General features: G+C 73.4%; 18 protein-coding genes. 12 read left to right on the top strand and 6 right to left on the bottom strand.

Annotated elements, in window-relative coordinates; translation table 11 throughout:
- Positions 1-80 precede the first annotated feature (80 nt).
- Positions 81-959 carry a 3-methyl-2-oxobutanoate hydroxymethyltransferase gene (panB, locus tag ABZ719_RS01890; RefSeq protein ID WP_366723296.1) on the bottom strand — a complete coding sequence of 293 codons (879 nt, stop codon included), beginning with the start codon at positions 957-959 and terminating at the stop codon, positions 81-83.
- A gap of 256 nt (positions 960-1215) precedes the next feature.
- On the opposite strand from panB, the gene ABZ719_RS01885 reads away from it, so the two are divergent.
- The 6 genes from ABZ719_RS01885 to ABZ719_RS01860 all read left to right on the top strand — a co-directional run bounded on the left by ABZ719_RS01885 (position 1216) and on the right by ABZ719_RS01860 (position 8390).
- Positions 1216-2814: an MFS transporter gene (locus ABZ719_RS01885; RefSeq protein ID WP_366723295.1), complete on the top strand. Its 1599-nt coding sequence runs from the start codon at positions 1216-1218 to the stop codon at positions 2812-2814.
- Positions 2815-2953: 139 nt separating this feature from the next.
- Entirely contained in the window at positions 2954-3673 is a 720-nt protein-coding gene (locus ABZ719_RS01880) for a TetR/AcrR family transcriptional regulator (protein WP_366723294.1), read from the top strand.
- 195 nt (positions 3674-3868) lie between these two features.
- Positions 3869-4927 carry an endonuclease/exonuclease/phosphatase family protein gene (locus tag ABZ719_RS01875; RefSeq protein ID WP_366723293.1) on the top strand — a complete coding sequence of 353 codons (1059 nt, stop codon included), beginning with the start codon at positions 3869-3871 and terminating at the stop codon, positions 4925-4927.
- Between the two features lie 90 nt (positions 4928-5017).
- Positions 5018-6238, top strand: coding sequence for an MFS transporter (locus tag ABZ719_RS01870; protein ID WP_366723292.1), 1221 nt, complete (start codon positions 5018-5020; stop codon positions 6236-6238).
- A 266-nt stretch (positions 6239-6504) separates the two neighbouring features.
- Positions 6505-7530, top strand: coding sequence for an ATP-binding cassette domain-containing protein (locus ABZ719_RS01865; RefSeq protein ID WP_366723291.1), 1026 nt, complete (start codon positions 6505-6507; stop codon positions 7528-7530).
- Positions 7527-8390, top strand: coding sequence for an ABC transporter permease (locus tag ABZ719_RS01860; protein ID WP_366723290.1), 864 nt, complete (start codon positions 7527-7529; stop codon positions 8388-8390). Before ABZ719_RS01865 ends, ABZ719_RS01860 begins: the two co-directional genes overlap by 4 nt.
- 30 nt (positions 8391-8420) lie before the next feature.
- On the opposite strand, the gene ABZ719_RS01855 is transcribed toward ABZ719_RS01860, so the two are convergent.
- Entirely contained in the window at positions 8421-11861 is a 3441-nt protein-coding gene (locus ABZ719_RS01855) for a BTAD domain-containing putative transcriptional regulator (protein WP_366723289.1), read from the bottom strand.
- A 211-nt stretch (positions 11862-12072) separates the two neighbouring features.
- Here ABZ719_RS01855 and ABZ719_RS01850 point away from each other — a divergent pair, with 211 nt between their 5' ends.
- Positions 12073-12873: a site-2 protease family protein gene (locus ABZ719_RS01850; RefSeq protein ID WP_366723288.1), complete on the top strand. Its 801-nt coding sequence runs from the start codon at positions 12073-12075 to the stop codon at positions 12871-12873.
- Positions 12874-13061: 188 nt separating this feature from the next.
- Here the strand turns inward: ABZ719_RS01850 and ABZ719_RS01845 are convergent, their stop codons facing one another.
- Positions 13062-13247, bottom strand: a complete 186-nt coding sequence (locus ABZ719_RS01845) for a hypothetical protein (RefSeq protein ID WP_037855740.1) — start codon at positions 13245-13247, stop codon at positions 13062-13064.
- A 116-nt stretch (positions 13248-13363) separates the two neighbouring features.
- On the bottom strand, positions 13364-14068 hold the full coding sequence (gene npdG, locus ABZ719_RS01840; RefSeq protein ID WP_366723287.1) for an NADPH-dependent F420 reductase: 705 nt from the start codon (positions 14066-14068) through the stop codon (positions 13364-13366).
- A gap of 141 nt (positions 14069-14209) precedes the next feature.
- On the opposite strand from npdG, the gene ABZ719_RS01835 reads away from it, so the two are divergent.
- Positions 14210-14809 (top strand): hypothetical protein, encoded by a 600-nt coding sequence (locus ABZ719_RS01835; protein WP_366723286.1) that lies wholly within the window; start codon positions 14210-14212, stop codon positions 14807-14809.
- A 375-nt stretch (positions 14810-15184) separates the two neighbouring features.
- Positions 15185-16498 (top strand): MFS transporter, encoded by a 1314-nt coding sequence (locus ABZ719_RS01830; protein ID WP_366723496.1) that lies wholly within the window; start codon positions 15185-15187, stop codon positions 16496-16498.
- A 75-nt stretch (positions 16499-16573) separates the two neighbouring features.
- Here the strand turns inward: ABZ719_RS01830 and ABZ719_RS01825 are convergent, their stop codons facing one another.
- On the bottom strand, positions 16574-16825 hold the full coding sequence (locus ABZ719_RS01825) for a hypothetical protein (RefSeq protein WP_366723285.1): 252 nt from the start codon (positions 16823-16825) through the stop codon (positions 16574-16576).
- Positions 16826-16883: 58 nt separating this feature from the next.
- Between ABZ719_RS01825 and map the strand changes: the two genes are divergently transcribed.
- Positions 16884-17741, top strand: coding sequence for a type I methionyl aminopeptidase (gene map, locus ABZ719_RS01820; RefSeq protein WP_366723284.1), 858 nt, complete (start codon positions 16884-16886; stop codon positions 17739-17741).
- 256 nt (positions 17742-17997) lie between these two features.
- Here the strand turns inward: map and ABZ719_RS01815 are convergent, their stop codons facing one another.
- A complete protein-coding gene (locus tag ABZ719_RS01815; RefSeq protein ID WP_366723283.1) occupies positions 17998-18651 on the bottom strand; it encodes a PhzF family phenazine biosynthesis protein in 654 nt (217 codons plus the stop codon).
- Between the two features lie 222 nt (positions 18652-18873).
- Between ABZ719_RS01815 and efeO the strand changes: the two genes are divergently transcribed.
- Positions 18874-20025: an iron uptake system protein EfeO gene (efeO, locus tag ABZ719_RS01810; RefSeq protein WP_366723282.1), complete on the top strand. Its 1152-nt coding sequence runs from the start codon at positions 18874-18876 to the stop codon at positions 20023-20025.
- An 11-nt stretch (positions 20026-20036) separates the two neighbouring features.
- Positions 20037-21302: an iron uptake transporter deferrochelatase/peroxidase subunit gene (efeB, locus tag ABZ719_RS01805; RefSeq protein WP_366723281.1), complete on the top strand. Its 1266-nt coding sequence runs from the start codon at positions 20037-20039 to the stop codon at positions 21300-21302.
- Positions 21303-21306 lie beyond the last annotated feature (4 nt).

Here is a 21306-nt window from a genome sequence, read left to right as displayed (position 1 = left end):
CGGCGCACGGCAGGAGCCCCGGCCGACGGGGGAAGATCGGCCGGGGCTCCTCGGTGTCACCGCGAGGGTCCACGGCTGTCCTAGTGGACGGAGTGCTCCTCCAGCGGGAACGTCCCGCCGACGACGTCCTCCGCGAAGGCCTTGGCCGCGTCACCCATGACCGTGCGCAGGTCGGCGTACTTCTTGACGAACTTGGGCACCCGCCCGCCGGTCAGTCCGAGCATGTCGGTCCAGACCAGGACCTGCGCGTCCGTCTCGGGGCCGGCGCCGATGCCGACGGTCGGGATGTGCAGCACCCGCGTCACCTCGGCCGCCAGTTCGGCGGGCACCAGCTCCAGTACGACGGCGAACGCGCCCGCGTCCTGCACGGCCTTGGCGTCGCGCAGCAGTTGCTGGGCGGCCTCCTCGCCGCGGCCCTGGACGCGGTAGCCCATGGCGTTGACGGACTGCGGGGTCAGGCCGATGTGCGCCATGACCGGGATGCCGGACTCCACCAGGAGGCGGATCTGCTCGTGCGAGCGCTCGCCGCCCTCCAGCTTCACGGCGCCGACGCCCGCCTCCTTCACCAGGCGGGTGGCCGAGCGCAGCGCCTGCACCGGGCCCTCCTGGTAGGAACCGAAGGGGAGGTCGCCGACGATCAGGGCGCGCCGGGTGCCGCGCACGACGGCGGCCGACAGCATGGTCATCTCGTCGAGGGTGACGGGCACGGTCGTCTCGTACCCGAGGTGGCAGTTGCCCGCCGAGTCCCCGACCAGGAGGACCGGGATGCCGGCCTCGTCGAAGACGGACGCGGTCATCGCGTCGTAGGCGGTGAGCATCGGCCACTTCTCGCCGCGCTCCTTGGCGAGGGCGAGGTCGCGGACGGTGATGCGGCGGGTGCCCTTGCCTCCGTACAGCGTCTTGCCACTGCCGTCGGAGGTGCTCTTCTGTGCAGGCTGGGCAGCCGGAAGCTGCGTCATTGCAACGGCTCCTTCAGTCATCTCGAGGCGCCCTGACGGCGTCCCCGGACTCCCCTCCATGGTGGCACCTCCCGCCGCGGTGGACCAGAGCGCCCCCCTGTGCTCCGCGTCCCGGCCGGCCGGCGGTCCGTGCGTGCGTGCGTGCGGCGAGCGCGGGCCCGGTGGGCGGTCCCGGCGAGCGCCCCGCCCGTAAGGTACGAGTAAAAAATTCCGATACGAGACGGTCTCGTATCGAAAGTGTTCTACGCTCGGTGGCATGACTACTCCTGCCGACCGCGCCGACGGCGGCCCCCGGACGCCGGAAGCGGTGCACCGCCGCCGTTGGGCGATCCTCGGCGTGCTGATGCTGAGCCTGCTGATAGTGGTGCTCGACAACTCGATCCTGAACGTCGCCATCAAGACGATCTCGACTCCGGCCCCGACCGGTCTCGGCGCGACCCAGAGCGAGCTGGAGTGGGCGATCAACGCCTACACGCTCGTCTTCGCCGGCCTGCTCTTCACCGCCGGCCTCGTCGGTGACCGGGTGGGCCGCAAGAAGGTCCTGCTCGGCGGCCTGGTGGTCTTCGGCATCGGCTCGGCACTGGCCGCCGAGTCCGGCTCCCCGGGCCAGCTGATCGCCTACCGCGCCCTGATGGCGCTGGGTGCCGCGTTCGTCATGCCCGCCACCCTCGCCGTCCTCATGAACGTCTTCGAGCGCGAGGAGCAGCCCAAGGCCATCGGCATCTGGGCCGGCGGGGTGGGCCTGGCCATCGCCATCGGCCCGATCACCGGCGGACTGCTGCTGGACCACTTCTGGTGGGGCTCGGTCTTCCTCGTCAACGTGCCGATCGTGATCGCCGCGCTGGTGCTGATGGTCTGGCTGGTGCCCGACTCCCGCGACCCGCGCCCCGGGCGGCTCGACCCCGTCGGCGTCGTCCTGTCCGTGGTCGGCCTGGTCCTGCTGGTCTACGGCATCATCAAGGGCGGCGAACTGGCCGACTTCACCAACGGCACCGTCCTGGCGGCCATCGTCGCCGGTCTCGCCGTCCTCACGGCGTTCATCGTGTTCGAGAAGCGCAGCGACCACCCGTCGCTGGACGTGACCTACTTCAGGAACAAGGTGTTCTCGGCCGCCATGGCCGCCATCGCGCTGGTCTTCTTCGCCCTGATGGGCGTCACCTTCTTCTCCGTCTTCTACACGCAGAGCGTGCGCGGCTACTCCCCGCTGGAGTCCGGCCTGCTGATGATCCCGCTGGCCGCCGCTCAGATGATCTTCGCACCGCGGGCCCGGCTGGTCGTCGACCGCTTCGGCTACAAGGCCACCACGACGGCCGGTCTCGTCGTGCTGGCCGGCATGCTGGCCGCGTTCGCCGGCTTCGAGGCGGACACGCCCATCTGGGTGCTGGAGGTCGTCTTCTTCCTCATGGGCACCGGCATGGCCCACATCATGACCCCGACCAGCGTGGTCATCATGCAGGCCCTGCCCCGCGAGAAGGCCGGCTCGGCCTCCGCGCTGAGCAACACCTTCCGCCAGGTCGGCGGCGCGCTCGGCATCGCGGTGCTCGGCTCGGTGCTCTCCACGGCGTACCGCGACTCCATCGAGGGCAGGCTCGGGATGCTGCCGCCCGCGCTGCGGGACACCGCCGGGGAGTCCATCGAGGCCACGCTCGGCGTCGCCGCGAAGCTCGGCCCGCGCGGGCAGGCACTGGTCGACCCGGCCAACCACGCCTTCCTGCACGCGATGCACGTGACCTCGCTGTGCGGCACCGTGGTCGCGCTGATCGGCGCGGTCGTGGTCGCCGTGTTCCTGCCCGGCCGGCCGCCGAAGCGTCCCGGGGACCGGGAGGAGGCGGAACTGGTCGCGGCGGCCGACTGACCGGCGGGACAGGAGCGGTGGCGGGAAGGGAGGGCCGGCGCTACAGGAGCGGCGGGAAGGGAGGGCCGGCCCGGCAGGGCCTGCGGGACGGCAACGCCGGCGGGGGACAATGACCCGGTACGACGAAAGGACGTCTCAGGTGAGCCTCGCCGACAGCCAGACCGCTCCCGGCCTCCCCGCACGGGGCCGGCCCCGGAGCGAGGCGGTGGAACGCGCCATCGTCGAGGGGGTGATGAAGCTCCTGGAGGAGGGGGTGCCGCTCGCCGAACTCTCCATCGAGCGCATCGCCCGCACGGCCGGCGTGGGCAAGGCCACCATCTACCGCCGCTGGAGCGGCAAGGACGAGCTGTTCGTCGACGTCGTGCGCGCCGCCGAGCCGCCCGACGCGGACCTGCCCGGCACCTCGATGCGCGACGACCTCGTCGCCCTCCTGGAGCAACTGCGCCGCCGCGGACTGGTCAGCCGTTCCTCGGCGATCCTGCACAACGTGTACGCCCAGATGAAGTCCAGCCCGAAGATCTGGTGCGCCTACCACACCACCGTCGTCGAACCCCGGCGCAGACTCCAGATGGAGGTCCTGCGCCGCGGCCAGCTCAACGGCGAACTGCGCACGGACGTCGACATCGAACTGCTGACCGACCTCCTCGTCGGCCCGATGCTGGTGCGCAGCGTCATGCGGCCCGACGCGGACCTGCCCGAGGGGCTGGCCGAGCGGATAGTGGACACGGTCCTCGAAGGGCTCCGGCCCCTGCCGCGGCACGTCGGCTCCCCGCGGGACCCGGCCGACACGCCCGGCGCGGCGGGCACTGCGGGCCCGGCCGGGACGGCGAAAGGGGCCACGCCGGTCACTCGGCCCTGAACCGGCCGCTCCCCCCGTAATGTGCCCGTTTCGTCACAGACCACGTCCTGGGCGCCCCAACCGGAACTCCCCGCGCCGCCCCGTTCGTCCTCGTGCCCGTACGGCCGTCATGGACGGCAGGATCGGAACCGATCATCCCCTAGGGTCGTAGCCCACGGGGTGAACGGTGTGCACGGCAGGCAGTGAGGCGACGGTATGGCGCAGCAGGCGTTCTTGACGGAGACGGACGACGACGGCTCGGGACCCGAGCGTGCGAAGAACCGGATTCGGCGCCTGGTGGACCGGCTCTTCGGCGGCTGGCGCGGCGACCGGCGGATCTGGCGGCGGGGCATCGTGCCGGCCGTGCTGGCGGTGCTGCTGGCGCTGGTGATGCTGCTGCACTCGCACATCCCCAACCGCGTCGGCAACCTCGGCAGTCTCACCGAGACCTTCCTGCCCTGGCTCGGGCTGCTCGTCCCGGTGCTGCTCGTCCTGGCGCTGGTGCGCAGGTCGGCGACCGCGCTGATCGCGCTGGTGCTGCCCGTCGCCGTCTGGCTGAACCTCTTCGGCGGCCTGGTCACCGGCAAGACCGGCTCGGGCGGCGACCTGACGGTGGCCACGCACAACGTCAACGCCGACAACCCCGATCCGACCGCCACCGCCCGCAAGGTCGCGGCCTCCGGCGCGGACGTGCTCGCGCTGGAGGAGCTGAAGGCCTCGGCGGTGCCCGTGTACGAGAGGGCGCTGGCGTCGGCGTACAAGTACCACGCCGTGGAGGGCACGGTGGGCGTGTGGAGCAGGTATCCGCTCAGCGCGGTCCGGCCGGTGAACATCCGGCTCGGCTGGACCCGGGCGATGCGCGCCACGGTGGCGACGCCCGAGGGGGCGGTCGCGGTGTACGTCGCCCACATGCCCTCCGTCCGGGTGAAGATGAACGCCGGGTTCACCGCCCAGCAGCGCGACCAGAGCGCGAACGCGCTGGGCGCGGCCATCGCGCACGAGAAGCTGCCCCGGGTGGTGCTGCTCGGTGACCTCAACGGCACGATGAACGACCGTTCGCTGGGCGCGGTCACCTCGCAGATGCGTTCCACGCAGGGTGCGGCGGGCAGCGGCTTCGGGTTCAGCTGGCCGGCGTCGTTCCCGATGGCCCGCATCGACCAGATCATGGTCAGGGGTGTGGAACCGGTAAGCTCCTGGACGCTGCCGCGCACGGGCAGCGACCACCTGCCGATCGCGGCGCGTGTGAAGGTCACCACATCGGCAACCGGCTCGTAACCCGCTGGAATACCAGGCCCGAGAGACTTTGTTCCGCAGCTGAACATAAAACGCGCACGCTGTACGGAACCCCACCCCGAAAGGTCTCTCATGCCCCTGGCCCTGCTCGCCCTCGCCGTGGGCGCCTTCGGCATCGGCACGACCGAGTTCGTGATGATGGGCCTGCTGCCCGACGTCGCGGACGACCTGCACATCTCGATCCCCACCGCCGGGCACCTGGTGTCCGCGTACGCGCTGGGCGTGGTCATCGGCGCACCGCTGCTGGCCGCGCTCACCGCCCGGATGTCCCGCCGGTACGTCCTGATCGGCCTGATGGCCCTGTTCGTCGTGGGCAACGCGCTCTCCGCGCTCGCCCCCGGGCACGGCTGGCTGCTGGCCGCCCGTTTCCTGAGCGGTCTGCCGCACGGCGCCTTCTTCGGCGTCGGCGCGGTGGTCGCGACAGGCATGGTGCCGCCCGAGCGCAAGGCCCGCTCGGTGTCGCTGATGTTCCTCGGCCTCACCGTCGCCAACGTCGCCGGGGTCCCGGTCGCCACGCTCATGGGCCAGCACCTGGGCTGGCGGGCGACCTTCCTCGGCGTGAGCGCGATCGGCGTGGCGGCCATCGCCGCCCTCGCCCTGCTCGTCCCCGGCGACCACGCCCACGCCGCCCCGGCCTCCGGCCTGCGCGGCGAACTGGCCGCCCTGCGCTCGCTCCCGGTCTGGCTGGCCCTGCTGACCACCGTGGCCGGTTTCGGCGCGCTGTTCGCCGCCTACAGCTACATCACCCCGATGCTCACCGGCGCCGCCGGTTACGCCGAGACCAGCGTGACGCTGCTGCTGGCGCTGTTCGGCGTCGGCGCGACGGCCGGGAACCTGCTCGGCGGGCGGCTGGCCGACCACTCCCTGCGGGGCACCCTGTTCGGCGGTCTCGCCTCGCTGGCGGTGGTCCTGTTCCTCTTCCCGTTGCTGATGCGGGCCGAGTGGAGCGCCGCCCTGGCGGTGGCCCTGCTCGGCATGGCCGCCTTCGTCACCGGCTCGCCCCTCCAGCTCATGGTCATGGAGAAGGCGTCGGCGGCGCCGTCCCTGGCCTCCTCGGCCAACCAGGCCGCGTTCAACCTGGCCAACGCGGGCGGCGCGTGGATCGGCGGCCTCGCCCTGGCCGCCGGGTTCGGCGCGACCTCCCCGGCTCTCGCCGGTGCCGTCCTGGCCGTGCTGGGCCTGGCCGTGGCCGCCGTCTCCTACGCCGTCGACCGCCGGCGTCCGGAACCGGCGCACCCCGCCCGGGTCGTCACCGGCCACGTCCCGGAACCGGCGGAGGCACTGCACCGCTGAGGAACCCGTGGGCGCGGTCCCCGGCCGTGGCACGGCCGGGCGCGCCCACTGCGGCCGGGCGCCCGCTACGGCCGGGCGCCCACTGCGGCCGGACACCGCCACGCCTGGGCACCCGCACAGGAGCCACACGAGCAAGGAAGCCACGGCCCCTGGGGTCCCACGGGGCCCGTCGCAGCACGTCGTCGTGTCGGTGCCCTGTCGGGGCCGGGCGCAGGCGTCGGTGGACTGTCGGTGGTTTGTCGGTGGCGGGTGGGATCGTCTTCGGCATGACGCGAATCGACAAGAACCCCGGCGGCGCGGGCGACGCCGTGACGGTACGGGGACTGGTCAAGCACTACGGCGAGACCAAGGCGCTCGACGGTGTGGACCTCGACGTGCGCGAGGGCACCGTGAGGGGTGTGCTCGGGCCCAACGGGGCCGGCAAGACGACCCTCGTGCGGATCCTGTCCACCCTGCTCTCACCCGACGCGGGCCAGGCCACCGTGGCCGGCTACGACGTCGTACGGCAGCCCCGGCAACTGCGCCGGGTGATCGGGCTCACCGGTCAGTACGCCTCCGTCGACGAGAAGCTGCCCGGCTGGGAGAACCTCTACCTGATCGGGCGGCTGCTCGACCTGTCCCGCAAGGACGCCCGCGCCCGCGCCGACGAGCTGCTGGAGCGGTTCTCGCTCACCGAGGCGGCCCGGCGCCCGGCGCGCACGTACTCGGGCGGCATGCGGCGCCGTCTCGACCTCGCCGCCTCGATGATCGGCCGGCCCGCCGTCCTCTTCCTGGACGAGCCGACGACCGGCCTCGACCCCCGCACCCGCAACGAGGTGTGGGACGAGGTCAAGGCGATGGTCGGCGACGGGGTGACCGTCCTGCTGACCACCCAGTACATGGAGGAGGCCGAGCAACTGGCCTCCGAGCTGACCGTCGTGGACCGCGGGAAGGTCATCGCGAACGGCGGCATCGAGGAACTCAAGGCGAAGGTGGGCGGACGCACCCTGCGGGTGAAGCCGGCCGACGCGGGGGAACTGCGCCCGCTCGCCGGAATGCTCGACGAGCTGGGCATCACCGGACTGGCGACGACCGTCGTCGACTCCGAGAACGGCTCCCTGCTGGTACCGGTCCTCAGCGACGAACAGCTGACCGCCGTGGTCGGCGCCGTCACCGCGCGCGGCATCACCATCAGCTCCATCACCACCGAACTCCCCAGTCTGGACGAGGTCTTCCTGTCCCTCACCGGCCACCGCGCCAGTGCCCCGCAGGACGCCCGCCCCAGCGACGACCGCGAGGAGGTCGCCGTATGAGCTCCCACCCGTCTCCCGCCACCACCCTGAACGAGCCGCTTCGCGCCGCCGCTCTCGACGTCACCGCCCCCGCCCCCGACGTCCGTATCCCGCTGCGCGGGCACCTGCGGCACACCGGCGCGCTGATCCGCCGCAACCTGCTGTGGATCCGCCAGGACCCCGAGTCCATGTTCGACGCGCTGCTGATGCCGATCGTCTTCACGCTGCTGTTCGTGTACGTCTTCGGCGGCTCGATCGGGCAGGCGCTGGGCGGCGGGCAGAAGCAGTACGTCCAGTACGTCATCCCCGGCATGCTGGCGATGAACAGCATGACGCTCTCCCAGGGGGTCGGCACCGGCTTCAGCCAGGACTTCAACAGCGGTGTCATGGACCGCTTCCGGTCCCTGCCGATCGGCCGCGGCTCGGTGCTGTTCGCGAAGATCGCGGTCGAGCTGTTCCGGATGGTCTTCGCCACGGCCGTGCTGATGATCGTCGCCGTGCTGGTGGGCTTCCACATCGGCAACTGGCCCGGCCTGTTCGCGACCGTGGGCCTGTCGGCGCTGTTCGCCTCGTCGATCATGTGGGTGTTCCTCACCCTCGGCGTGATGCTGAAGAACGCGCAGTCCGTGCAGGCGATGGGCTTCCTGGTGCTCTTCCCGCTCCAGTTCGGCTCGTCGATCTTCGCGCCGACCCAGTCGATGCCGGGCTGGCTCCAGCACTTCACCGACTACAACCCGCTCTCCACCCTCGCCGACGCCGCCCGCGGCCTGATGCTGGGCGGACCGGTCGGGCACGACCTGTGGATCACGGTGGCCTGGTCCGTCGCGATCACCGCCGTCGCCGCGCCGCTCGCCATCCACAAGTTCCGCACCAAGACCTGAGCGTCCGCACCGCGACCCGGGAACGGGGTCTCAGACCAGGGCGGCGGCCTCCTCCGGGGTCAGGCCGCCGCCCTCGGCGTACACCACCGCGAACTCCGCCTCGCCGAGGACGCTCCTGATCCGCTCCACGACCAGGTCGCGGACGTGGCGCTCCAGGCCGGAGGACGGGTGACCGGCCGGCAGCAGGGCGTCGGCGACGGCCAGGCAGCGGGCGGCGTCGCGGACCCGGCCGCCGCCGTCCAGCCCGGCCAGGGCCATCGCACCGGTGGTCAGGTACGCCGAGCGCATGTGCGGCGCGATGGCCCGGGACAGCGGGTCGTCGGCGTGCCGCAGCGCCTGGCGCACCTTGGCCAGGGCCTCCTCCGCCTGCCCGTCGACGGCGTCGAGCCAGGCCTCGGCGCCGAGGATGAAGGCGTCGAACAGGACGAAATGCGAGATACCGAACTCCCCGCGCAGCTCCCGCAGTTGCTCGCGCGCCTCGGACAGGCGGCCGGTCATGCCGAGCCAGCCCGCCAGGAAGAGCCGGGCGGCGGGCATCGCCTCGTTCAAGGCTCCCTGCTTCCCCTCGATCACCTCGCGCAGCAGGCGCTCGCCCCGCTCGCTGTCGCCCACCTCGATCAGGCAGCTGCCGAGCCGGGCCCGCAACACCGCCACCTGCGCCCAGGCGCTGAGCCGGTCGGCGTGCCGCACGGCCGTCTCGTAGTCGGCCGCGGCCCTGCGGTGGTGCCCGGCGCGTTCGTGGGCCTCGCCGCGTGCGGAGAGCGCCTCGGCGGTGCCCCAGGCGTCCCCGAGCCGCTGGAAGATCTCCAGCGACTCGTCGGCGTCGCGGACGGCGTCACCCGTCCAGTCGCTGCGGTTGGCCAGCAGATTGGCCCGCATCTGCAGGGCGCCGGCCAGTTCCCAGTCGAATCCCGGGGCGTTGCGGCAGGTGTCCACGCAGGCGTCGAGGACGGCCCGCAGCCGTGGCATGTCGCCGCTCAGCACCACGGCGAGGAACCACAGCATGCCGGGGTGGCGGCAGGTCTGGGGCAGGCCGGGCTCGTAGACCTGGGCGATGACGCGCAGCTTCTGTTGCGCCTCGGGGGTCTGCCACGCCTCCATCTCGGTGTCCATGCAGGCGAGGTGGAGGAGGTGCAGGCCGCGGCGGGCCTCGGCGAGGACGTCGTCGGACATCGGCGGCGGGGCGTCCGTGCACCGCTCCCACACGGGGCCGGCGCGGCGCACCGGCTCGGTGAACGGGTCGGGGCTGAACTCCATCACCTCGGCGCACCAGTTGCGGGTCTCGATGCGCACGTCCCGCATCTGCCAGTACCGGCACAGGGAGTGGATCAGGCACAGCGCCTCCTGCTCGTCGCGGGCGGCGACGGCGTGCCGCAGGGCGGTGCGCAGGTTCTCGTACTCCAGCTCGAAGCGGGCGATGGCGGCGCGCTGGGAGGGGCCGCGCAGCAGCGGGTCGGTGGTGCGGGCGAGTTCGCGGTAGTGCACGAGGTGGGCGCGCCGGGCGGGCGCGCGCCCGCCGGCCTCCTCCAGCCGCTCACCGGCGTACTCGGCGACGGTCTCCAGGAGCCGGTAGCGCATCTCGCCGTCGGCGGCGGGCGCGGCCACCACCAGCGACTTGTCGACGAGGGAGCCGAGCGCGTCGAAGGCGGCGGGCCCGCACACGGCCTCGGCGGCGGCGAGGTCGCAGCCGCCGGCGAAGAGGGACAGGCGGCTCAGCACGTCCCGCTCGTCCGCGTCCAGCAGGTCCCAGGACCAGTCGACGACGGCGCGCAGGGTCTGCTGGCGGGGAAGGACGGTGCGGCTGCCGGAGGTGAGCAGCCGGAAGCGGTCGTCGAGCCGGTCGGCGATCTGCCGGGGGGTGAGCATCCGCAGCCGGGCCGCGGCGAGTTCGATGGCCAGCGGCAGGCCGTCCAGGCGGCGGCAGATCTCGGCGCAGGCGGCGGCGGTCTCCTCGTCGGCGTCCACGCGGAACCCGGGGCGTACGGCCGCGCCGCGCTCGGCGAGCAGGCGCAGCGCGACCGGCTCGGGCAGCGGGTCCACCGGCCGCAGCACCTCGCCGGGCACGCCCAGGGGTTCGCGGCTGGTGGCGAGGACGGTGAGGCCCGGGCAGCGGGCGAGGAGTTCGGCGACGAGGCGGGCGGCGGCGTCGACGACGTGTTCGCAGTTGTCCAGGAGCAGGAGCATCCGGCGCCGGGAACAATGTTCGACGAGCCGTTCGACCGGGTCGTCGTGGCGGTCGGCGACGGCGGCCCGCATCTCCTCCGCGCCGGCGCCGTAGAGCACGGTCTCGCGGGCACCCAGCGCGGTCAGTACGGCCTCGGGGACGGCGGCCGGGTCGTCGACGGGGGCCAGTTCGGCCAGCCACACCCCGTCGCGCGGGGCCGGCCGCAGGGCCTCGGCGGTCTCCTGCGACAGCCGGGTCTTGCCGGCCCCGCCGGGCCCGAGCAGCGTGACCAGGCGGGCGGCGCCGAGGTCCGCGCCGAGCGCCTCGATGTCGGTTTCGCGGCCCACGAAGGAGGTGAGCCGGGCGCGGAGGTTGCTCGGGGGCACGGCGGAGGCGGTGGACGCGGGGGATGCGTCGGGCGTCGTGGACTCGGGAGGTCGTGGCGTGGACGCGACGGGCGGCGCCGACGGGGTGGATGCGGCGGGGGCGCCGGGGGCGGTGCTCGCGGCGGGCACGGCGGCTGCGGCAGGGGCGGTGCGGGCCGGGGGGCCGTACCGCCGGCCGCTCCCGGCGGGTTCCTCCGGGTTCAGCAACCGCTCGTGCAGCGCGCGCAGTTCGGGCCCGGGGTCGGAGCCGAGCCGGTCGGCCAGCAGCTGCCGTACGTCCGCGTAGGCGGCCAGTGCCTGGGCCGTGCGGCCCGCCTCGTGCAGGGCGCGCAGCCGCAGGGCCTGGAGGGGTTCGTCCAGCGGGTGGGTGTCGCACAGGGCGGTCAGCTCGGGCAGCGCGCGCTCGGCGTCGCCGAGGGCGAGAGCGGCGGCGAGCCGCGCCCGGCGCGCGTCCAGCCGGCGGGTCTCCCAGCGGGCCGCCTCGGCGGTGCGGTCGGGCAGGTCGGCGAGGGCCGGGCCGTGCCACAGGGCGAGGGCGTCGTCGAGGACGACGGCCGCCTTCGCCGGGTCGCCGTCGGCCAGCGCGGACAGACCCTCGTCGGCCAGCCGTTCGAAACGGTGCAGGTCGATGTCGTCGGGCGCCGCGGTGAGCCGGTACCCGCCCTCCGCGGAGGCCACCGCGTCCGCGCCGATCGCCCGCCGCAGCCGCCCGACGAGTGCCTGCAGCGCGGCCGGGGCGTCTGCGGGCGGCTCGTCCAGCCACACCTCGTCGACGAGCACGGACACCGTGACCGTCCGGCCGGGCCGCAGGGCGAGCACGGTCAGCAGGGCACGCAGCCGCGCCCCGCCGACCGGGACGGGGGTGCCGTCGGGGCGGAACGCCTGGGTGGTGCCGAGGATGCGGTAGCGCACGGGGTCCATTGTCCCCGGGAACGCCGGAACGCCGCCCCGGGTTTCCCCGCGACCGGGCGCGCCTGACCCATACCCGTACAGACTGGGAGGAATCGAACGCCAGGGCCTGGCCGGCGACGGGGATCCGCTCTCCGCCGGACGTTTCCCCCGCACCACCGGTACGGTCGATCCCACCCGCCGAGCACGGCGGCACCCACACCGCCCCAGGAGCGCCCCGCCCATGACCACCGCCACCGCCCGCCGCAGCGACCGCCGGATCAGTCCCGTCTTCGTGGGGATCCTGGCCGTCACCGCCGTCACCGGGTGGGCCACCTGGACCGGGTTCGCCGAGCGGCCCGGCGTCGCGGTGTTCCTGTTCGTGACGGCCGCCTGGATCGTCTCCCTGTGCCTGCACGAGTACGCGCACGCCCGCACCGCGCTGCACGGCGGGGACATCACGGTCGGGGCGAAGGGCTACCTCACGCTGAACCCGCTGAAGTACACGCACGCGCTCCTGAGCATCGTGCTGCCGGTGATCTTCGTGATCATGGGCGGGTTCGGTCTGCCGGGCGGCGCGGTCTTCATCGAGCGGGGCCGGATCCCGGGCCGCTGGCGGCACAGCGTGATCTCGGCGGCGGGCCCGCTGACGAACGTGCTGTTCGCCGTGGTGTGCACGGCCCCGTTCTGGCTGCACGCGCTGGACGGCGTGCCGGCCGCCTTCCGCTACGCGCTCGCCTTCCTCGCGCTGCTCCAGGTCACGGCCGCGATCCTGAACTTCCTGCCGGTCCCGGGCCTGGACGGCTACGGCGTGATCGAGCCGTGGCTGTCGTACGGGGTGAAGCGGCAGGTGGAGCCCTTCGCGCCGTTCGGACTGCTGTTCGTCTTCGCGCTGCTGTGGGTGCCGGCGGTCAACGGCGCGTTCTTCGACGTGATCCACGCGGTCATGCGCCATCTCGGCGTCGGGGACCTGGAGCAGTACTGCGGCCAGGACCTGTACCGCTTCTGGGAGGGCCCGAGCGACTTCTGCTCGGTCAGTGGGTGACGGCGGACGTCGGACGGCGGACGGCGGGGCAGCGAGCGACGGCCGACTTCGGGGGGTGGGTGCCGCGGGCGCCCGGTGCTGCGTACGTCCCCCGTCGGCCGGTGCTGCGTACGCCCCCGGTCGGCCGGTACTGCTGATGCCTTGCCGCCGGTCCGCTGATGCCCGGCCGACCGGTGGGGGCCCGTCGGTCAGCCGGTGACGGAGCCGCCGCGGGCCGCCCGGCCCCGGCGCGCGTAGTACCAGGTCATGTTGGACGACAGGCCCGCCAGCAGGATCCACACGACCCCCAGCCAGCTGCCCTGCACGAAGGAGACGACGGCCGCGGCCACGGCGAGCACGCAGACGATCAGGGCGTAGAGGGCGAGGCGGGGCATGACGGTGGGCTCCTGTCGGGAACACGGGGACACTGCTCGGGACTGCTTCGCCGACCAGTGTCCCCCATCCGTACCCGGGACCGGTGCGGGGGCGTGCCGGGGCGCGCGGGGACGGCTCAGACGTCCGTGAGCCGCAGACCCGCGTGCGCCTTGTAGCGGCGGTTGACCGAGATCAGGTTGGCGACGAGCGACTCCACCTGGTGCGCGTTGCGCAGCCGGCCGGCGAAGATACCGCGCATGCCGGGGACACGGCCGGCCAGCGCCTGGACGGTCTCCACGTCGGCGCGCTCCTCGCCGAGGACCATCACGTCGGTGTCGATCCGCTCGATCTCCGGGTCCTGCAGGAGGACGGCCGACAGGTGGTGGAAGGCGGCGGTGACCCGCGAGTCCGGGAGCAGTGCGGCGGCCTGCTCGGCGGCGCTGCCCTCCTCGGGCTTGAGCGCGTAGGCGCCCTTCTTGTCGAAGCCGAGCGGGTTGACGCAGTCCACGACGAGCTTGCCGGCCAGTTCCCCGCGCAGCGCCTCCAGGGTCTTGCCGTGGCCCTCCCAGGGCACCGCGACGATCACGATGTCGCTGCGGCGGGCGGTGTCGGCGTTGTCCGCGCCCTCGACGCCGTGTCCGATCTCCTCCGCCGCGGCCCGCGCCCGCTCGGCGGCCCGGGAGCCGATGATCACCTTCTGGCCGGCCCGGGCGAGCCGGTAGGCCAGGCCCTTGCCCTGCGGGCCGGTCCCGCCGAGCACGCCGACGACCAGCCCGGAGACGTCGGGCAGGTCCCAGGGGTCCTTGGCGGGGGCCTTCTGTGCACTGTCGCTAGAGGTCATGGGCCGACTCTACGTCCGTGGCCGGGGCCCCACCCGCTCAGGTGAGCCGCGTCACCGCGCCCAGCGCCGGTGTCCCCGGTGCGGGCGAATCCCGGCCGAACTCCGCATCCCGCGCGGTGGCTTGGGGCACCATGCGCTCGTATGGACGCCGTACGGGTCGCGTTGCTGCGCGAGGTGCTCGCCGGGACCGAGTGGCTGGAGGCCACCTGGCGTTTCGCGAGGGCGCTGCGCGGCTCGGTGGTGTCGCACGGGGGCGGGCTGCTGCTGGTCGGCACCCCGGACCACGAGCCGTGGCACCTGGCGGCGCACCTGGTGGACGAGGCCGCCTGGTCGGGCACGCCCGAGCTGGTCCCCACCCTGGTGCGGCACGGCGCGTGCCCCGCTGATCCGGCGCACCTCGCGGTCGGGCTCGGCCGGCTGGAGGCCGCCCGGCGCGGCGAGACGCTGCTCGTCGTGGCGCCCGGGGAGCCCGGGCCGCTGCTGCCCCGGGTGCACGCGGCGCGGCGGGCCGGGGCGACGGTGCTGACGCTGGGCACGGGCGGGGGCGAGCTGGCGGCGATGGCCCACGAGACACTGGCGGTGCCGGACGACGCGGAGCTGGACCTGGACACCGTGCAGCACCTGGTCAGCGCGGCGACCGGGGAGAACCCGCTGCCCGGACCCCGGGGACGCGGCCGGTGGCGGGACCGCCTGTCGAGCCTGGCGGAGACCCTGACGGCCCCACCACCCGCGCGCTGGTGACCGAGCCGAGGGGACGACCGGCATCGGGACGGGAGACGGGGCGCCACCCGCACGCTGATGCGGGCGCCGACAGGAGCCGGGTGACACATCCGGCACGTGGCCGGCCGGCGCGTCCGTCAGGGCAGGCGAAGGCAGGCGAGGGCAGCGCCCCCCTCGTGAGGGGCCGGCCGGCGCGCCAGGCACGGGTCCCGTACGCCTGCCGGAAAACCGGTTGCCCCTCGTCCGGCGTCCGCCCGAGCATGACCCGACGTGACCGACCACGGCCCCGCGCCCTCCCCCGCCTCCTCCCCGGCCGCGCCCGCCGCGGCGTCCCCCGCACCGCCCTGTGACGCGTCGCCCGCCGGGCCACCCCTCGCACCACCCGCCGACGTCCCCGTGGACGCCGTCACCGACGCCCCCGCCCCGCCCGCCGGTCTCCGGGCGCTGTTGCCCGATCTCACGCCCTGGCGGGCCTCCCGGGACTTCCGCAGGCTGTGGGTGTCGGGGCTGGTCTCCAACTTCGGCACGTTCCTGACCTTCGTCGCGCTGCCCGTGCAGATGAAGGAGCTGACCGGGTCCGCTGCCGCGGTGGGCGCGATCGGGGCCGTGGAACTGGTGCCCCTGATCGTGTTCGGGCTCTACGGCGGGGCGCTCGCCGACGCGGCGGACAAGCGGCGGCTGATCCTGTGGACCGAGGCGGGACTCGGCGTGCTCAGCGCCGGACTGCTGTTCGACGCGCTGCTGCCGCACCCGGCGGTGTGGCCGCTGTACGCGGTCGCCGCCCTGTCCTCCGCGCTGACCGCCGTGCAGCGGCCCGCGCTGGACTCCCTGTGGCCGCGGATCGTGGCCCACGACCATCTGCCCGCCGCGACCGCACTGAACTCGCTGCGCTGGACCGTGGGCGGGGTGGCGGGCCCGGCGGTGGCGGGCGTGATCGTGGCGTACGCGGGCCTCGCCCCGGCCTACGCGGCCGACCTGGCGACCTTCGTCGTCTCGGTGGTCCTCGTGGTCCGGATCGCCGCCCAGCCCGCCGCGCACGAGGCCGCGAAGCCGTCGCTGCGGGCGATCGCCGAGGGCGCCCGCTACGCGTGGGGCCGCAAGGAACTGCTCGGGACGTACGCGGTCGACCTGGCCGCGATGTTCCTGGCGATGCCACTGGCGGTGCTGCCGTTCCTCGCGGACGAACTGCACGCCCGCTGGTCGCTGGGCCTGATGTACGCGGCGGTGCCGCTGGGGTCGCTGCTGGTCAGCGTGACCAGCGGCTGGACCTCACGCGTGCACCGGCACGGCCGGACGGTGGTGCTGGCGGCGCTGCTGTGGGGGCTTTCCGTGGCCGCCGCCGGCCTCGCCGGCGACGTCTGGCTGGTGCTGCTGTGTCTCACGGTGGCGGGCGGCTGCGACATGGTGAGCGGGATCTTCCGGGGCGCCATGTGGAACCAGACCATCCCGGACGCGCTGCGCGGCCGGCTGGCCGGGATCGAACTGCTGTCGTACTCAGTGGGACCGCAGCTCGGCCAGGTCCGTTCCGGCTCGGTCGCCGCCTGGTGGGGCGTACGGGCGTCCGTGTGGTCCGGCGGGGTGCTGTGCGCGGGGGCGGTGGGGCTGCTGGCGCTGTGCCTGCCGGGGCTGATGAGGTACGACGCGCGCACCGACGAGCACGCGGTGCGGCTGCGCGAGGACCGCGCGGCCGCCGTACGGGCACCGGCCTGAGCGACCGCCCCCGCCAGGCGCGCCCCGCCGCCGTCACCACCGGTGCCGCCGGGGGCCCGCCCCGGTGCCGTCCGGTCAGCTCTGCGGGCCCCGCCCGCCGTCCTCCCCCTCGCCGCCGGCCGGCGCGTCGTGCCAGCGGGGGTCGGTCTCCCACTGGAGGTTGCGCTCGCGGGCGGTGTCCATCGCGTGCTGCGCCTCCTGCCGGGAGGCGTACGGGCCGAACCGGTCCTTGGCCGGGCACTCGGGCCCCTCCTCGACCTTCTGGTGCTCCAGGCAGTAGAACCACTCGCCCGGCTTGCCCGCGGTGCGCTTCTTGAACAGGGCCATGACCAGCTCCTCTCGCCACCGACATGTTCCCCCATCGGCGCTCGATAGACTCACCGGCATGTCTGGCCAGTCGCTGCTCGTCCCCGGGGAGCTGTCCCCCGCCCGTTCCGTGCCCGGAAACATTCGCCGCCCCGAGTACGTCGGCAGGCCCGCGCCGAAGCCGTACACCGGGCCGGAGGTGCAGACCCCGGAGACCGTCGAGGCGATGCGGGTCGCCGGGCGGATCGCCGCGCAGGCGATGGAGGAGGCGGCGAAGCACATCGCGCCGGGCGTCACCACCGACGAACTGGACCGGGTGGCCCACGCGTACATGTGCGACCACGGCGCCTATCCGTCCACCCTGGGCTATCGCGGCTTCCCCAAGTCGCTGTGCACGTCGGTCAACGAGGTGATCTGCCACGGCATCCCCGACTCGACGGTGCTGCGCGACGGCGACATCGTCAACCTGGACGTGACGGCGTACATCGGCGGCGTGCACGGCGACAACAACGCCACGTACCTCGTCGGTGACGTCGACGAGGAGAGCCGCCTGCTGGTGGAGCGCACCCGCGAGGCCCTGAACCGGGCGATCAAGGCGGTCAGGCCGGGCCGGCAGCTCAACATCATCGGCCGGGTCATCGAGTCCTACGCCAAGCGCTTCGGCTACGGGGTGGTCCGCGACTTCACCGGCCACGGCATCAGCACGTCCTTCCACTCCGGCCTGATCGTCCCGCACTACGACAGCCCGCACGCCACCACGGTCATGCGGCCCGGCATGACGTTCACCATCGAGCCGATGCTGACGCTGGGCACCATCGAGTACGACGTCTGGGACGACGGCTGGACGGTCGTCACCAAGGACCGCAGGCGCACGGCCCAGTTCGAACACACCCTGGTCGTCACGGAGACGGGCGCGGACATCCTGACGCTGCCGTAATCCCCCCACTTGTCGCAGGCCGCCCGGAGAGTAGGCGACCGGCATCCGGAAGGCTGCCGTACCGGCCGCCGGCGTGCCGTGCGGGGTGGCGCTGGACCTGCAGCTGCGTGAGGTCGATCTCGCCGGAGTGCCGGGCGAGCTTCGGGAATACGTGACCGACCTGCTCGACATCTGACGTCCGCCCGCGGACCCGTCCGCCCCGCAGCGCGACGGCGGCAGCCGATGCAGTCGGGTCGTCAGGCGCCGCCCGTGCCCCTCAGCGTTCCTGCCCTTCCAGGGACACCCGTCCCCCCACCTCCACCCACCCCTCCGGCTGGGGTGCCGTCAGGATCTGGGAGCCGGAGCCCTGGGTGATGTTCAGGGCGCGGCCGAGGCGGGCCGTCAGGAGGAGGGCCGCCGCGCCCGTGGCCTCGTCCTCGTCGATGCCGTCGTCGCGGCCGGGGAAGGCGCGGGCGCGGACGCGGCCGGCCGGTTCGTCCTCCCAGGACCAGGCGTAGATCCACTCGCCGGGCGGCGGGACGGGAAGGTCGTCGACCTCGGCGGGGGTGGCGTACTGGCGCAGGGTGCGGGGCGGGGCCCACTCGGGGCGGGCCTCGATCCAGGTGAACTCGCCGTCCATGCGGGCGCCGACCCGGCCTGCCGGGGTGACCAGTTCCGGTACGTCCAGCAGCCAGGCGGTGCCGACGCAGGGGTGGCCGGCGAAGGGCAGGCGCAGGGTGGGGGTGTAGATGTCGATGACGCCGCGCTCGGGGTCGTCGACGAACACCGTCTCGCTGAAGCCGAGTTTGGCGGCGAACGCCTGGCGGTCGGCGCGGCCGGGGAGCAGGGCGCCGTCGCGGACCACGCCCAGTTCGTTGCCGTAGCCGCCGCGCGGGCCGCAGAAGACGCGCAGCACGTCGTAGTCAGTCACCGGGGAATTGAAGCACCAGCATGGCCGGGGGCCCGGCGCCGGACCGGCGTTACCGGCGGTTTGCCCTGGCGTGACCTTCCCTTTGCCGGGGCGAGACCAAGCCGTGCCTGTGATCTTTCCGGGCGGCCGATGCGAGCTGAATCACGGACCGGACGGGTGGAGGTGAGGTAAGCCTCGGGTAAGTTAGGGCAGCCTCACCAACTGTTCTCACCTGGAGCCTGCATGCGAGCCGTCCGACTCTCCGTCGTCACCGCCGCCGCCACCGCGGCCGCTCTGACCGCCGTGACGGCCTGCACCGCCAAGAGCGACGCCTCCGACGGCGACGCGATCCAGGTGACCGCGGCCGACTCCACGTGCGAGACGTCCGCGAAGAGCGTCCCGGCCGGCCAGGTCACGCTGAAGATAGAGAACAAGGGGTCCCGGGCGACCGAGGTGGAGATCGTCTTCCCGGACGACCGGATCGTCTCCGAGAAGGAGAACATCGGCCCCGGCACCAAGTACACGCTGACCGCCGAGGTCAAGGCGGGCTCGTACGAGATCGCCTGCCGTCCCGGCATGAAGGGCCACGGCGTACGGCAGAAGCTCACCGTGACCGGCAAGGGCGCCGCCGCCGCGCGCGACCCCCGGCTGGACAAGGCCGTCGCCGACTACCGCCAGTACGCGCAGGACCAGGCCGACGAGACCCTGCCCCGGGTCGAGGCGTTCGTGAAGGCCGTCAAGGCGGGGGACCTGGCCGCCGCCAAGAAGGCCTACGCCCCCTCGCGCCTGGGCTGGGAGCGCACCGAGCCGGTCGCCGAGTCCTTCGGCGACATCGACCCCAAGGTCGACGTGCGCGAGGACGGCCTGGAGGACGGCCAGCAGTGGACGGGCTGGCACCGGCTGGAGAAGTCGCTGTTCAAGGACGGGAAGATCGGCGCCGAGGAGAAGACCCTCGCCGACCGGCTCGTCAGCGACCTCAAGGACTGGCAGAAGCGGGTCGGCACCGCCGAGATCACCCCGACCTCCATGGCCAACGGCGCCAAGGAACTCCTCGACGAGGTCGCCACCGGCAAGGTGACCGGCGAGGAGGACCGTTACGCCCACACCGACCTGGTCGACTTCAAGGGCAACGTCGAGGGCGCGCAGAAGGCGTACGACCTGCTCAAGCCGGTCGCGGCGAAGAACGACCCGGCGCTCACCAAGGAACTCGACAAACAGTTCGGCGCGCTGGACACCCTCCTCGACAGCTACCGCACCAAGGGCTCGGACAAGACGCAGTACGACTTCGTCTCCTACGACACGGTCGGCAAGGACGGCCGCAAGGACCTGTCGGACGCGGTGAACGCGCTCGCCGAGCCGCTGTCCAAGCTCGCCGCCGCCGTGGTGAAGAAGTAGGGGCCGGGGTCATGGCAGAGGAACAGACGCAGGGCACCGCGCCCTCCCGGCGGGCGCTGATCGGCTGGGGCGGGGCCGGCCTCGCGCTCGGCGCCGTCGCGGCCGGCGGCGCGGTGGCGCTGGCGAAGAACGGGGACGGCGCGGACGGCTCCGGCCCCGACGAGTCCGGCGCGGTGGAGTTCCACGGCGCCCACCAGGCGGGCATCGCCACGCCCGTCCAGGACCGGCTGCACTTCGCCGCGTTCGACGTGAAGACCGACGACCGCGCCGAGTTCGTCCAGTTGCTGAAGGACTGGACGGCCGCCGCGCGCCGGATGACCGCGGGCAAGGCGGTCGGCGAGGGCGCCTACGGCGGGCTCGCCGAGGCGCCCCCGGACGACACCGGCGAGGCGCTCGGTCTGCCGCCCTCCCGGCTCACCCTCACCCTCGGCTTCGGGCCCTCCCTGTTCGAGAAGTTCGCGCTGCCACACAAGCGCCCGGCGGCCCTCGTCGACCTGCCCAAGTTCCCCGGCGACAACCTCGACCGGACCCGCACCGGCGGCGACCTGTGCATCCAGGCCTGCGCGGACGACCCGCAGGTCGCCGTGCACGCCATCCGCAACCTGGCCCGCATCGGCTTCGGCAAGGTCGCCATCCGCTGGTCCCAGCTCGGCTTCGGCAAGACCTCCTCGACCACCCCCGGCTCCCAGACCCCGCGCAACCTCTTCGGTTTCAAGGACGGCACGCGCAACATCGCCGGGACCGAGACGGACCGGCTGGAGAAGTTCGTGTGGGCCGGGGACGGGGACGGCGGCGCCCAGGACGCCTGGATGAGCGGGGGTTCGTACCTCGTCGCCCGGCGCATCCGGATGAACATCGAGACCTGGGACCGGACCTCGCTGCAGGAGCAGGAGGACGTCTTCGGCCGGGACAAGGGCGAGGGCGCGCCGGCCGGCAAGGCCAAGGAGCACGACGAGCCGTTCCTGAAGGCGATGAAGCCCGGCGCGCACGTCCGGCTCGCGCACCCCGACGCCAACGGCGGGATCACGATCCTGCGCCGGGGCTACTCCTTCACCGACGGCACCGACGGCCTGGGCCGCCTCGACGCGGGCCTGTTCTTCCTGGCCTACCAGCGCGACCCCCGCACGGGGTTCATCCCGCTCCAGCGCAGGCTGGCCGCGCACGACGCGCTCAACGAATACATCCAGCACGTGGGTTCGGCGGTCTTCGCGATCCCGCCCGGCGTCCGCGACGCGGACGACTGGTGGGGCCGCACACTGCTGTCCGAGGAGGCGTAGGTCC

Source organism: Streptomyces sp. NPDC006743 (assembly GCF_040703815.1).
GTDB lineage: Bacteria > Actinomycetota > Actinomycetes > Streptomycetales > Streptomycetaceae > Streptomyces.
The sequence above is the reverse complement of the archived record's forward strand: the minus strand, read 5'-3'. Positions and strand labels throughout refer to the sequence as shown.